Source organism: Nocardia sp. NBC_01503 (genome assembly GCF_036327755.1).
Classification (GTDB): domain Bacteria; phylum Actinomycetota; class Actinomycetes; order Mycobacteriales; family Mycobacteriaceae; genus Nocardia.
The window spans coordinates 5,219,722-5,232,277 of sequence record NZ_CP109596.1 but is presented as its reverse complement, the minus strand read 5'-3'; the positions used below and the strand labels follow the sequence as shown (position 1 = coordinate 5,232,277).

The 12,556-nt window shown below is 67.7% G+C and carries 11 protein-coding genes; 7 read left to right on the top strand and 4 right to left on the bottom strand.

What is annotated here, in order from left to right:
• Positions 1–43: 43 nt before the first annotated feature.
• The 4 genes from OHB26_RS23555 to OHB26_RS23540 all read left to right on the top strand — a co-directional run bounded on the left by OHB26_RS23555 (position 44) and on the right by OHB26_RS23540 (position 4,346).
• A complete protein-coding gene (locus OHB26_RS23555; RefSeq protein WP_330179436.1) occupies positions 44–1,066 on the top strand; it encodes a helix-turn-helix transcriptional regulator in 1,023 nt (340 codons plus the stop codon).
• 215 nt (positions 1,067–1,281) lie between these two features.
• The gene (locus OHB26_RS23550; RefSeq protein ID WP_330179435.1) at positions 1,282–3,270 is read left to right on the top strand and encodes a gamma-glutamyltransferase family protein; all 1,989 of its coding nucleotides are present in this window, start codon (positions 1,282–1,284) and stop codon (positions 3,268–3,270) included.
• Between the two features lie 27 nt (positions 3,271–3,297).
• Positions 3,298–3,636 carry a hypothetical protein gene (locus OHB26_RS23545; protein ID WP_330179434.1) on the top strand — a complete coding sequence of 113 codons (339 nt, stop codon included), beginning with the start codon at positions 3,298–3,300 and terminating at the stop codon, positions 3,634–3,636.
• A 293-nt stretch (positions 3,637–3,929) separates the two neighbouring features.
• A complete protein-coding gene (locus tag OHB26_RS23540; RefSeq protein ID WP_330179433.1) occupies positions 3,930–4,346 on the top strand; it encodes a hypothetical protein in 417 nt (138 codons plus the stop codon).
• A 64-nt stretch (positions 4,347–4,410) separates the two neighbouring features.
• Here the strand turns inward: OHB26_RS23540 and OHB26_RS23535 are convergent, their stop codons facing one another.
• Both OHB26_RS23535 and OHB26_RS23530 read right to left on the bottom strand, forming a co-directional pair.
• Positions 4,411–4,956 carry a hypothetical protein gene (locus OHB26_RS23535; protein WP_330179432.1) on the bottom strand — a complete coding sequence of 182 codons (546 nt, stop codon included), beginning with the start codon at positions 4,954–4,956 and terminating at the stop codon, positions 4,411–4,413.
• Positions 4,957–5,139: 183 nt separating this feature from the next.
• Entirely contained in the window at positions 5,140–5,877 is a 738-nt protein-coding gene (locus tag OHB26_RS23530; RefSeq protein WP_330179431.1) for a MerR family transcriptional regulator, read from the bottom strand.
• Positions 5,878–6,079: 202 nt separating this feature from the next.
• On the opposite strand from OHB26_RS23530, the gene OHB26_RS23525 reads away from it, so the two are divergent.
• Positions 6,080–6,433 (top strand): DUF1707 SHOCT-like domain-containing protein, encoded by a 354-nt coding sequence (locus OHB26_RS23525; RefSeq protein ID WP_330179430.1) that lies wholly within the window; start codon positions 6,080–6,082, stop codon positions 6,431–6,433.
• Between the two features lie 5 nt (positions 6,434–6,438).
• On the opposite strand, the gene OHB26_RS23520 is transcribed toward OHB26_RS23525, so the two are convergent.
• Both OHB26_RS23520 and OHB26_RS23515 read right to left on the bottom strand, forming a co-directional pair.
• On the bottom strand, positions 6,439–8,739 hold the full coding sequence (locus tag OHB26_RS23520) for a serine/threonine-protein kinase (protein ID WP_330179429.1): 2,301 nt from the start codon (positions 8,737–8,739) through the stop codon (positions 6,439–6,441).
• A 210-nt stretch (positions 8,740–8,949) separates the two neighbouring features.
• Positions 8,950–10,482: an amino acid permease gene (locus OHB26_RS23515; RefSeq protein WP_330179428.1), complete on the bottom strand. Its 1,533-nt coding sequence runs from the start codon at positions 10,480–10,482 to the stop codon at positions 8,950–8,952.
• A 204-nt stretch (positions 10,483–10,686) separates the two neighbouring features.
• Between OHB26_RS23515 and OHB26_RS23510 the strand changes: the two genes are divergently transcribed.
• Together OHB26_RS23510 and OHB26_RS23505 are read left to right on the top strand one after the other, a co-directional pair.
• Positions 10,687–11,706, top strand: a complete 1,020-nt coding sequence (locus tag OHB26_RS23510; RefSeq protein WP_330179427.1) for an SPFH domain-containing protein — start codon at positions 10,687–10,689, stop codon at positions 11,704–11,706.
• 28 nt (positions 11,707–11,734) lie between these two features.
• Positions 11,735–12,493, top strand: coding sequence for a trypsin-like serine peptidase (locus OHB26_RS23505; protein ID WP_330179426.1), 759 nt, complete (start codon positions 11,735–11,737; stop codon positions 12,491–12,493).
• Positions 12,494–12,556 lie beyond the last annotated feature (63 nt).

The window sequence follows — 12,556 nt, the reverse complement described above, 5'->3', positions numbered from 1 at the left end:
AGGCTGGGCGGAACCAACTTTCGCGCGACCCGCAGGAGCAGACTTGTCCGAGATCGAAGGCACCGTATCGTCGCACCTCACGCGATCGGTGCTGGAGGCGGCTGTCCAGATCGGTGTACCCGATCGTGAGATCGCCGCGATAGCCGGGCTCGGGCGTGAACTACTCGGCGATGATTTCCTTCGGATCCCCTCGACGGCGCTGCTGCGCCTGTGGGAATTGATCTGCGCGGCAGGCGGAGTCGGGGTGGGCGTGCGGGTGGCCGAGTTGGCGCCGCCCGGGCGCCTGCACATCTGGGACTACCTCATCCTCGGCGCTTCGAATCTGGCGGAGGGCTTTACCGATGCCGCGCGATTCGCCGCCGTCATGGCGGACCCCGCGGCGACCCTGGTCGTCACCGCGGACGATCACCAGTTGATCGCCGAATTCCGGGGCAGACCGTACGGCGCCACCGTCGCCGCGGTGGTGAACGAGTTCTCGTTGACCGTGCTGCTGCATCGTGCGCGTGCGATCGCGGGCCATGCCGCCGATCCGATTCGAGTCGATTTCACGCACCCCGCACCGCCCGACCCCGGCTATCTCATCGAGACGTTCGGCACCGGCAATATCCATTTCGATCAGGACCGCACCGCCCTGGTATTGCCCATTGCCGAACGGACGCGGGACGGGCGGCCCTACGATCCGGAACTGCGCCAAATTCTGCTCCACTACGCCAAGCTGATCATCGACACCGCCCGGCCCGCACCGACCTGGGAGGACACCCTGCGCGCCGAGATCAGCGCCGCGTTGATCGAAAGGCAAAGCGCCGAAATAGAAGTCGTCGCACAGCGGCTGGCGGTGAGCCCGCGCACCCTGCAGCGCCGACTCGCCGATCACGGCACCTCGTGGCGGCGTGAACTGGAAGCTGTTCGTTGCCAGCAGGCCACGCGCCTGCTGCGGGACACGCGACTGCCGGTGCAGTCCATTGCCGGTCGGGTCGGCTACCGCGACCAGCGCGCACTGCGCCGCGCGTTCCACCGCTGGACCGGGCAGACCCCGGACGCGTATCGCAGGTGTGCCCGGAACTAGCCGCGCCGCACGCGTGGCGCGGTGCGGTTCCGGCATGCCCGCGGGTACGGCGAGTTCGCGACATATCAGCAGTATCGCATTCGAACGACGCCCCCCTTCCCGCCGCTGGCAACCCATGATCAATCGGATCTCCATGTGTGAGAATGCATTTCGCCTTTCGGTGCACGAGTCACGACAGCTTCCCAGCGGTGGCCATACCGATAGGGTCCGAAGACATGAGGCGCACACGAACGCAAGCCTGGGGCGCCGCCTGCTGCGCCCCACTCCTGCTGATCGGATTGCTCGCCGCCTGCTCGTCCGATAACGACCGGCCGTCGGCATCCTGCACCACCACCCCCAACGGCATCCCCCAAAAGGCCATCGCCACATCGGGTACCGCCACCACCGACCTGTCGCTGCACCCCGAAATCGCGACCGGCTACCGCTCGGGAATGACGCCGGTGCGCACCGGCACCTTCGCGGTGGCGACCGCCAACCCGGTCGCCACCGAGGCGGCGTGCACGGTGCTGCGCGACGGCGGGACCGCCGCGGACGCGCTCGTCGTGGCGCAAACCGTGCTCGGCCTGGTCGAGCCGCAGGCCACCGGTATCGGCGGCGGCGCGTTCCTGCTCTATTACGATGCCGCCACCGCGAGCGTGGACGCCTACGACGGCCGCGAGACCGCGCCCGCCGCCGCGACGCCGGACTATCTGCGGTGGATCAGCGCGGCCGATCACACCGCGCCACAACCGAATACGCGCGCGAGCGGCCGGTCCATCGGCACCCCCGGGGTATTGCGGCTGCTCGAACTCGCCCAGCGTGAGCACGGTAGGAAGTCCTGGCGGGAGTTGTTCGCCCCGGCGGTCGATCTCGCCGACCGAGGGTTCGCGATCGGTCCCCGGCTGGCGGCCCAGATCGCCGATTCGGCGGCCGATCTCGCCAAGGATCCCGCGTCCCGCGCCTACTTCCTCCAGCCGGACGGCAGTGCCAAAGCCGCGGGCGTCACGCTGACCAATCCCGCCATGGCCAAAACCCTCTCGGCGATCGCGTCGGAGGGCTCGGACGCGTTCTACACCGGGGCCATCGCCGCCGATATCGTGACAGCGATCGCCGATGCCTCGGGCGGGCGCTCCCCCGGATCGACCACCGCGGCGGATCTGGCCGCGTACCAGGCCAAGAAACGCACCGCGCTGTGCGCGCCGTATCGCACCCATGAGGTCTGTGGGATGCCCGCACCGTCCTCGGGCGGCACCGCGGTGGCGGCGGTATTGGGCATGCTCTCCACGGCCGACCTCGCCGCGATGAAACCCGAGCACAGCAACGGCGACACCGCGGCCGACCGCGACGGCGGTAAGCCCACCGCCGCCGCGGTACACCTGATCTCCGAGGCCGAGCGGCTGGCCTACGCGGACCGCGACAAGTATCTCGCGGACCCGGATTTCGTTCCACCGCCGGGCAATTCGCCGCGGACGCTGATCGACCCGAGTTATCTGTCGCACCGCGCCGCGCTCATCGATCCCACCCGCGCTATGGGTGTCGCCCAGCCCGGGAACTTCGGTCCCGTACCCGTCGGCAACAGCACCCAACAGGTCGAGCACGGCACCAGCCATATCAGCATCGTCGACCGCTACGGCAATGCCGCGAGTATGACCACCACGGTCGAATCGGCCTTCGGCGCATTCCATCTGGTCGACGGGTTCGTCCTGAACAATCAGCTCACCGACTTCGCGGCCGAACCGCTGGACCGGGACGGCGTACCGGTGGCCAATCGCCTCGAGGCGGGTAAGCGCCCACGCAGTTCGATGGCCCCGACGCTGGTCTTCGACACCGCCGCGGACGGTTCCCGGGGTCCGCTGACCCATGTCACCGGATCGCCGGGCGGTGCGGTCATCATTCAGTTCGTGGTGAAAACCCTTGTCGCCATGCTTGATTGGGGTTTGGATCCGCAGCAGGCGGTATCGATGATCGATTTCGGCGCGGCCAACTCCGCGACCACGAATGTCGGCGGTGAGCACCCCGCCGTCGACGCCACCGATAACGGCGATCATGACGCGCTCGTGCGGCGACTGCGCGAACTGGGCCATCAGGTCTCGGTCGCACCGCAGTCCAGCGGCGCGTCCGCCCTGGTCCGGGACGGCGACGGCTGGATCGGCGGGGCGGACCCCCGCCGCGAGGGCGCGGTCCTGGGTGACGAACCACCGCGAAACCCACCAGGCCACAAATGAATTGCCTGGTCCGATAGAAGGAAAATCATGTTGGACACCAAGACACCGGCGATCCGCAAGGCCGCCGCCCGGATATGTGTTCTCACCGCCCTGGCCGTACTCCCGATCGGTGCGATGGACGCCGCCGCCGGTGCACAGCCCACCGATCCGGCCACCGGAATCGCACTGGACCGGCCCCACCACGGAAACGACGGGTGGTCGCACGACCGGCCCAATTATCGCGATCGGCCCGATTGGAGTGGCCGCCTGCCCGGTCCCCCCTTCCCGGGCTTCTTCCCGCCGTCCTGGGACGGCCCCCGGGACTACCGGCACGGCCGCCCGTTCCTGCCCCCGACCGTCTGCAGCGGGTCGTTCGGAAGCTGCTGAACCACAACATATCTCGTAGTGCGGCGGGCCCGCCCGCCCACCGCGACGCATTCTATTCACCTCGGACGCCGGGTCCGCCGCTACAGCGGCGACCCGGCGTTCGGCGTTCGGCGTTCGACCGGCGCCCCGTTATTCGCTGGACCGGACTTCTCATCGCGGGGAACAGCGCGTCCGTCATTAGTGGAACACTATTTGATGTAACGCTATCTAACGGCACGTTGTTTGGTCCGCCACTCGACACCGCCCGCGGAGCGTGCATGAACCGATAGTCGACGTCACGTAAGGAATCAGCGATGCGCGCATCCACCACCCGTAAACTCATCGCCTCGTCCGTGCTCGCCTGCGCGGTCGTCGCGACCCCCGTACTGGCCGCCACCACGGCGTCCGCGAATCCGGTTGTCACACTGGCTCATCAGGGCGGCACCCACGACACCGACCACTCCGGCGGCAGGGACAGCGGCGGCCGCCAGGGCCGTGGGCCGCACGCGGATCCCAGCGGGGACAACCGCCGCGGGGCCGATCGCGACCAGTCCGTCAGCGATGCCACCGGCCGGCGCGTCGACGAGCAGCGGAGGGATTCGAGCACCACCGACAACCGGCGCGTCAGCGACCGCGATCAGCCGGCCGGAGCGGGCGAGGCGCCCTGGGACAAAGGACACAACGAGGATGCGCAGCAGGTGCGGCGCGTACCCGCTTACACCGGCCGCTGACAGCACCATGCTCGTGCCGGGACATGATGCCCGGCACGAGCATTGGGGGAATCAGCGGAGGGAATCAGCTCAGCACGCCGTCGATGCACATGCTGGAGGAGCGCCACGTCGGCGCGGGGCGGATCACCGGGGAATCGAAGGCCCAGTCCGAGATGGGACCGACCGACCGCCACATCAGCGTTCCGCCGATCGCGAACAACTCGTAGACGTCCTCCGTACCCGGGATGAGCTGGCTGCCGACGCAGTAGTCGTTCCAATCACTACCGGGCTGGCGAGCGCCGGGGCTGAACTGGCCCACCGGGTTTCCGGTACCCGGACTGAAGACCGTCCCGAGACGCCCGGCACCGGAACCGCGGAACCAGCGCGCCGCACCGAATCCGTCGACGCCGCAGGTGAATCCCGATCCGCCCGCGTAGACCGTGCCGCCCTGCCGATAGCCCGCGCCGTCCCAGAGACAGGCCGCGCGCGATGGCTGAGCCTGCGCGGGCGCGGTGGTGACGCCGAAGGTGAGCGCCCCGAGGGCGGCCAATGCGGCGGGCAGCACGCGGGCACGCCACCCTTTTCGAGGGGTGTGAACAGTGGTTCGAATGCGCTGTGAGCTCGTGAACATCGATGTCTCCATTACCGTCCGCCGCTCCGCGCCGAGTTCCACTCGTGCTGCGGCACCGTCGCTGACATCAATTAATGTACCGATAGGTAACGGCGCATTCGCTCTACAATGTAGCCACACCTGGGAAGTGCCGACCGGTCCGGAATCGGGATGCGATCCGCCGGGAATCCGGCTACGACCGCGTCAGGAATCCGGATTCAGCACCGCGCCGATCTCGGCATCCTGCGCCAGATACCGGTCGATGAGGCGGTTCAGCAGATCCTCGGCGGCGCGACCCGGCGCCGACCGGAGCGTGCCGACCCGGGCGGTGAACTCGGCGTGATCGTCCGGGCCGCGCTCCGAATTCGCGAACGGCTCCCAGGCGTGCTCGCGCACCAGATCGACCACGCGACGGGCAACGCGGTCGCAATCGGCCTTCAACCGCTCGACCTCCTGCAGCGCGGCCGTGATCGGCACCCCGGCGCCCTCGAGCCGGTCCAGCAGGCCCGCGAGATCGGCGTCGGCGACCCGATAGTTCGTCGCGTCCACCGGCTCGAACACCCCGGCGGTCACCACCCGGGCGAGCCCGTTCGGCACGTCGGCGAAGCGATTCTGCAGTTCGGTGGCGGCCACCGTGGCCCCGCCCGGCCCGATATCCCGGGACAACTGATCCGCGTCGGGCACACCGAGCAGATCACCCAGATCGTCGCCGCGGTCGAACGCCGCCAGCAATTCCTTGATTCCATTGAGTTTGATGCCGCGGTCCAGCAGCCGGCTGATGGTGCGGACTCGATTGAGATGTTCCGCCCCGTAATAGCCCGTTCTCCCGCGCACCTCCGGCGGCGGGAGAACCCCCCTCTCGTGATACACGCGGACGCTGCGCACGGTGCTGTCGGCAGCACGCGCGAGCTCGTCGATCGTGTATTCGGGCCCTCCTGTCATACGTACAGGAAACCATATCGACGCGATGCCGGTCCTGCACCCGGCGTCGCGTCGGTCGGCGTGCCATCACCTGACGGAATGCCGCCGATCCGACCGTCCCGGACCGGGTGCGGCGCGACACCGATAGCTGAGGCGAAACACCTTCCCGCCGTTGGCAATTCGTATGGCGGGCGATGTTCCGGAGCGGTTCTATCCTGACTCGATGAGCGAATCTCCGTACGGCCGGGTGAGTGAGAACGAACGTGAGCGCGCACTGCGGGAACTGTCCGAGCACTTCAGTATCGGCCGATTGACAGCCCCGGAGTTCGACGAGCGCAGCACCGCGGTCTGGGCGGCCGTGAGTCGGCGACAACTCGCCGAGACCTTCGCCGACCTGCCCGCCTCCCCCACCGTCGTTCCCGGCGCCGAGATCGGTCCGATACCGGCGCGGGTGGTGCGGGTCGTGGCCGCCGCGATTTTCGCGATCGTCCTGTGGCTCACGCTCGGCAACACCGCATGGCTGCTGCTGCTCGCGGCGATCCCGCTGGCCCTGCTGGTGCGCACCCGTCTGCGCTGACCCGGCTACCAGCGGGTATTCGGACGGATATGGTTCGCCAGATCCACCAGGCGATAGCGGTGGAATTTATCGGGGACGGTGCGCGCCAGATCGCGCAGACTCGACTCCAGGCCCAGACGCAATCCGATCTCGGTGACCGGAAAGCCGAGAATCGTCGCCTCGGGGCGCTCCGGACGGCCGCCGCCGCGCAGGCACTCCAGTGCCGCGCCGAGCAGGATCACCCGCAATTGCGCGGTGCGCGGTTCCTGCGCCAATTCCTCGATACGGGCGGCCGCGGTGTCCAGATCGGCGTCGGTGATCTCGGCGACGGGCCGCGAGACCAGGAGCAGACAGCCGGTCAGCCTGGTTACCGTGTAATGCCGGGAGGACTCGGGCACCTCGTCCAGGACTTCGACCGCGCGCAGCGTCTGCCCGTCCGCGACCAGTCGCCGGGCCAGGCCGACCGCGGCGGTGATGACACCGTGATTGACCTGCCAGAGCGTGCGATAGTAGTCCAGCGCCGCCGCCCGCCACAGCTGCGGATCGGCAACGCCGGGAACGCTTTCCACGGTCAACTCGGCGCTGGCCGCCATGGCCAGCAGGGGCGCTATCTCACCCGGCAGCATGGCCGCCACCGTCTCGAAATGCCGGTACGCGCGATCGGGATGCCGGTCCAGCAGTGCCGCCACCCCGATGAACCATTCGATCCGCCAGTCCCGGCGGTATCCCGGCATCAATTCCGCGAGCAGCTCGCAGGCGGGCAGGGTATGACCGAGGTCCAGGTGCGCCCGCACCGCGGTCAGCGCGCCCTCGAGCTCATAGGACGCGGGCGCCGGGATGGTGCCGGCCACAATGCGACTGTGCGTGCGCTGCAGGGCATCCAGGGCATGCCGGGGTTCACTGTGCAGCAGCCCGGACAGCAGATCCGCCGAGGGATCCTCGCTGTCGATGAGCGGCACCGGCAGCGCCGCGGCGATATCGCGCGGATCGACCCCGACGGTCTCACCGGCCCCCCGCACCATGCCGTCGGTGCGCGCGATGAGCGTATGAATACCGAAATCGCCTCGCATGGAACCGAATTCGATCGACCGCTGCGGATGTTCGGTACCGGTGTCGGCCGCGAGCACCATGCGCAGCACACCCGCGAGCTGGCAGTACATCGCATAGGCGGAGGGAAAGCGGCGATCCGGTTCGCTGGCGGTCGCGCGACGCAGCAGACGGTACAGCGCCGGATAACGGCGCAGCAGTGGACGATCCGCGGGATCGGGGATACCCGGCAGATGATTGCCCTTCTCGTCCCGGTCCAGATCCAGCACCAGGGCGGCCAGGGTACGGCCGACCGAGTAGATGTCCGAGGCGATGGTGGGTCCGGTCTCGGTGATCTCGGGCGCTTGATAACCGGGGGTGCCATAGAGGCTGCCGAAGGAGTCCATCGCGGCGACCGCACCGAGATCGATGAGTTTCACCTCGTTCTCGGTGACCATGACATTGTCCGGCTTGAGGTCGTTGTACGCCAAGCCGAAGGAGTGCAGATAGTCCAGGGCCGGAAGGATTTCCATGACGTAGGCGATGGCTTCGGCGGCGGGCAGGCGCTCACCGCGGTGCTCGAGCAGGGATTTGAGCGATCGGCCGCCGATGTACTCCATCACGATATAGCCGTCGGGCATATCACCGCCGGTACGGTGTTTGACGAAGTTGTAGATCTTGACGATGCCGGGATGCGCTACCTCGGAAAGGAATTGGCGTTCGGCCAGGGCCACCACATGTGCCTCGAAGTCGAGCGGGTTCTGTAATCCCTTGAGCACCACCGGGCGATCGCTCACATTGCGGTCCACCGCCAGATAGATCCAGCCGAGGCCGCCGTGTGCGAGGCAGCCTTGCACCTCGTACTGTTCGGCGATCAGGTCTCCGGGGGTCAGCTGGGGACGAAAGTTGAAGGGCGAGTGGCAATGCGGGCATTCGCCACTGATCCGAGCGGGCCGGTCGCGGGTGCGGCGGCCGACCGGGCGATCGCATTTCCAGCAGAAGCGTTTGGGTTCGGGCACTTCGGGGTTGTCCAGTACGACCTGGGCGGGATCGACGGGCTCGATCCGGGGCAGTTCCACCAGACCGCCGCCGAGACGGCGCACGCTGGGCCGTGATCTGGCACTGCGCCCGGACTGTTCGGCGGCGTCGAACTCCGCGTCCGACAGGTCAACGGTGACCGCGGTGGATGACGTAAAATGCTGCGAGCCTTCGCTTCTCATACTCGGCGGGGGGTTGGGCCGATCGGGTCGGTGCACGAGATCGCTCTTACCGGGTCGCCGGATCGCCCAGGGGTGTGACATCCGCTGGGGCACCTCGGTGCCGCGTATGCGCCGATCGGCCCAGGGATTGGGTCGGCGACGACCGGATGTGCTGGGTTGCTCCGGCATGGATACCTCTCGCCCACCGTGGAATCGAGGTCCCATTCTGGGGGCACGTGGCATACCGTGCGCACGCCGTATTCCCCACCGTGGGAAGAGGGTCCGCCACGATGGGGTACGGGTCGCCGGTTTCTACAGCTGGTCATCCTTCCGCTCTGCCGGCAGCAATTCGGCGGGCGCGTCCTGCAGGCGCGGGCGGCGCTCCACGATGACCGGGTACTGACCGGTGAAGCCCTGCCGGGCCGCGGCCACGCTCTGCACCCGCTTGCGCACCAGGAACCAGCCGCCCACCAGTACCGGCGCCATCACCAGCACGGTGCCGAGCACGGCGCCGCGCTGCACCTCGTCATCGCCGAACGCCATCAGCGCGACGACTCCGGCCAGGAAGACCAGGGTGGCGATGCTGGTGTAGGGCGCACCCATCAATCGGAACGCGGGGCGTTCGGCCTGTCCGGCCTTCCACTGCCGCCACAATGCCAACTGGCACAGGATGATCGCGGTCCAGGAGGCGATGGTGCCCAGTGCCGACATATTCAGCACGATCTCGAAGGCCTTGTCCGGCACCAGCGCATTGAGGACCACACCGATCAGGGCGATGGCGCCGGTGGCCAGGATGCCCACGTACGGCACACCCGTGCGGGACATCCGGGCCGCGACCGCCGGGGCGCTGCCGTTCATCGACATCGAGCGCAGAATGCGGCCGGTGGAGTACAGGCCGGCATTGAGGCTGGAGAACGCGGCGGTCAGCACCACCAGGTTCATGATCGAACCAGCCGCGGGCACACCGAGTTTCGCGAAGAAGGTGACGAACGGGCTCACCCCGGCGTGGTAGGCGGTGTACGGCAGCAACAGGCCCAGCAGCACCAGCGAACCGACGTAGAACAGCGCGATGCGGGCGATCACCGAGTTGATGGCCCGGGGCATGATCTTCTCCGGGTTCTCCGCCTCACCGGCCGCGGTTCCCACCAATTCGACAGCGGCATAGGCGAATACGACACCGGTGGTGACCAATACCAGTGGCGCCATGCCGACCGGGAAGAGACCGCCGTGGTCGGCGATGACACTGAAACCGGTGGACTGACCGTCGACCTTGAAGCGCCCCGCCAGGAAGATCGAGCCGATCACCAGGAACAGCACCAACGCGATGACCTTGATCAGGGCCGCCCAGAACTCCAGTTCGCCGAACCACTTGACCGAGATGAGATTGATGCTCACCACGATGGCGAGCGCGATGAGTGCGATCAGCCACTGCGGAATCACCTGTAGCGCACCCCAGTAGTGGATGTAGGTGGCCACCGCGGTGATATCGACGATGCCGGTCATGCACCAGTGGAAGAAGTACATCCACCCGACCGCGAAAGCCAGTTTCTCCCCGTAGAACTCACGCGCGTAGGAGACGAACGACCCCGAGGAGGGGCGGTGCAGCACCAACTCACCCAGCGCGCGCAGTACGAAGAAGACGAAGACGCCGCAGATCCCGTAGAGCAGGAAAAGCCCGGGGCCGGCGCTGGCCAGTCGCCCGCCCGCACCCAGGAACAGGCCGGTGCCGATGGCCCCGCCGATCGCGATCATCTGCAATTGCCGGGGCCGCAACGACTTGTGGTAGCCAGCGTCCTCGTCGGCCAAGGCGTCCGCGGGCGCGTCGGGCGGGTGAACGGTAGTCATGTGGAGGCCTTTCAGGTGATCCGGGTCATATCGATATTGAATGTACCGTCATATAACGGCACATTCAACAGGAGCGGCAGCTTGATATGACATCAAATCTGCTGCTCAGAGTCCCAATCCTGGGAAGGCGCACCTGTTTGACAGAACTATCGTGCCGCTGTACATCGATACATCAGTAGAAGTTGAACAGTCAGGGAGGCCCGCATGGCATGGTTCGAGCGCGAATTCATCGCGGTCCCCGAGGATCGCAAGCATCAGCTCGTCTACAAATGGCCGGATCTGAATATCCGCCGCTACAGCCGCGCCCTGGTCAATGCCGACGAGATCGCCCTGTTCGTGCGATCCGGCAAGATCATCGCGGCGCTGGGCCCCGGCCGGCACCGGATCGACGCCGATGAGCTGCCCGTACTGGGCGCCCTGGTGGACACCCTGACCGGTGGCAACTTCTACCGGGCCGAACTGTATTTCGTCTCCGCCCGCGAACTGCCCGGCATCAAGTTCGGCGGTCGGCTCACCGATATCGCGGATCCGGTCAGCGAACAGGTGGTGACACTGCGGGCCTTCGGCGAATTCGCGCTCTCGGTGCGGGATCCCGGCGAACTGATCACCGGACTGATCGGCACCGTCGACCCGGCCGATCCGGACGCGGCCTCGCGGTGGTGCGCCGCTCTACTGCTCAAGTGTATGAAAATAGCTGTCGCACAGGGTGTTTCACGCGGCGAATGGCCTGTGCTCGGACTGTCCGGACAGCTCGCGCAGATCGAGAGCACGGTGCTGCGCGAGACCAATATCCTGCTGTACGAGTACGGCCTGCGGGTGCCACGCATGGGCAACTTCGACATCACCCTCGCCTCGGAGGACGCCGAGCGACTCAAACGACTCGCCAAGGATCGCACCTACGTCCGCATGACCGGCGACTTCGGCCGGTACGCGGCGGGTGAGATGGCCATCGGGGCCGGACAGGGCATGGCACGCGGCGGTGGGGATATCGGATTCCTCGGTGCGGCACTGGGATTGAACACCCTGCAGCAGCAGACCGTCGCCCCGCCGTTGCCCGCCATATCGCCGGTGTGCCCGTCCTGTCACAGCGTCCGCTCCCCCGGCGCGCGCTTCTGCGGTGACTGCGGCACCGAGCTCGCCCCACGCCCGGCCTGCCGGAACTGCGCCACGGAACTGCGCGATTCGGCGAAGTTCTGCGGTAATTGCGGCACGATCCGGCAATGATCGGGCCGACTTCGCTACTGTCCTCGGGGTGCGACGGATAACGGCTCTGGTGTGCGGGGTGCTACTCGGCTCGGCGGCGCCGTACGCGGCGGCGGAGATACCGGCGGCGTACGAGGTCGAGACCGTGCCTTCGGCCGGAGCACTGTTCTACCCCAGCGCCGACGGTGTGGCACCCCGCCTCGGCGGCCCGCATTTCTGCTCGGCGAGTGTAGTCGCGTCACCCGGACACGACCTCGTGGCGACCGCCGCGCACTGTGTGCTCGGCCCCGGCGCCCTCATCGAATTCGCACCGCTACTGCACGACGCCGCACTCCCCGCGGGCGTGTGGACCGTGACGGCCATGTACGTCGATCCGGCGTGGCGGGAGTCCTTCGATCACGGACATGACCTCGCGCTGCTGCGAGTCGCGCCGCGCGACGGCAAGAAGATCGAGGAGGTGGTCCCCGGATTGCCGCTCGGCACACCGCGGGCGGGCGCGCCGGTCACCGTCAGCGGATACCCGCTGGGCGGCCGCGGGCGGCCGCTCACGTGCACCGCGCCCTTGGAGATCACCGCGGGCGGTTCCGCGATCCACTGCGGCGGCTTCGGCGAAGGGACCAGCGGTGGGCCGTGGGTCCAGAATGGTCGGCTGGTCGGCGTGATCGGCGGACCCGAGCAGGGCGGCTGCACCCCCGGCGTCGAGTACAGTTCGACGTTCGGCGCCGCCGCCGAGGCGCTGTTGGCACGCGCCTCGGCGGGCGCGGAGGGCGACCTGGTCCCGCTCGGCTTCACCGCGAACCGCTGCTGAAACCCGCACGAGGCCAATCGATCACCGCGACTCCGGGCGCATTGCCCTGTGGTGGGTCGACCC

Bases quoted from the DNA above. Each gene is read 5' to 3' on its own strand.
- OHB26_RS23550 (WP_330179435.1), top strand. From the start codon at position 1,282: ATGAGGCGCACACGAACGCAAGCCTGGGGCGCCGCCTGCTGCGCCCCA.
- OHB26_RS23545 (WP_330179434.1), top strand. From the start codon at position 3,298: ATGTTGGACACCAAGACACCGGCGATCCGCAAGGCCGCCGCCCGGATA.
- OHB26_RS23540 (WP_330179433.1), top strand. From the start codon at position 3,930: ATGCGCGCATCCACCACCCGTAAACTCATCGCCTCGTCCGTGCTCGCC.
- OHB26_RS23535 (WP_330179432.1), bottom strand. From the start codon at position 4,956: ATGTTCACGAGCTCACAGCGCATTCGAACCACTGTTCACACCCCTCGA.
- OHB26_RS23530 (WP_330179431.1), bottom strand. From the start codon at position 5,877: ATGACAGGAGGGCCCGAATACACGATCGACGAGCTCGCGCGTGCTGCC.
- OHB26_RS23525 (WP_330179430.1), top strand. From the start codon at position 6,080: ATGAGCGAATCTCCGTACGGCCGGGTGAGTGAGAACGAACGTGAGCGC.
- OHB26_RS23520 (WP_330179429.1), bottom strand. From the start codon at position 8,739: ATGTCACACCCCTGGGCGATCCGGCGACCCGGTAAGAGCGATCTCGTG.
- OHB26_RS23515 (WP_330179428.1), bottom strand. From the start codon at position 10,482: ATGACTACCGTTCACCCGCCCGACGCGCCCGCGGACGCCTTGGCCGAC.
- OHB26_RS23510 (WP_330179427.1), top strand. From the start codon at position 10,687: ATGGCATGGTTCGAGCGCGAATTCATCGCGGTCCCCGAGGATCGCAAG.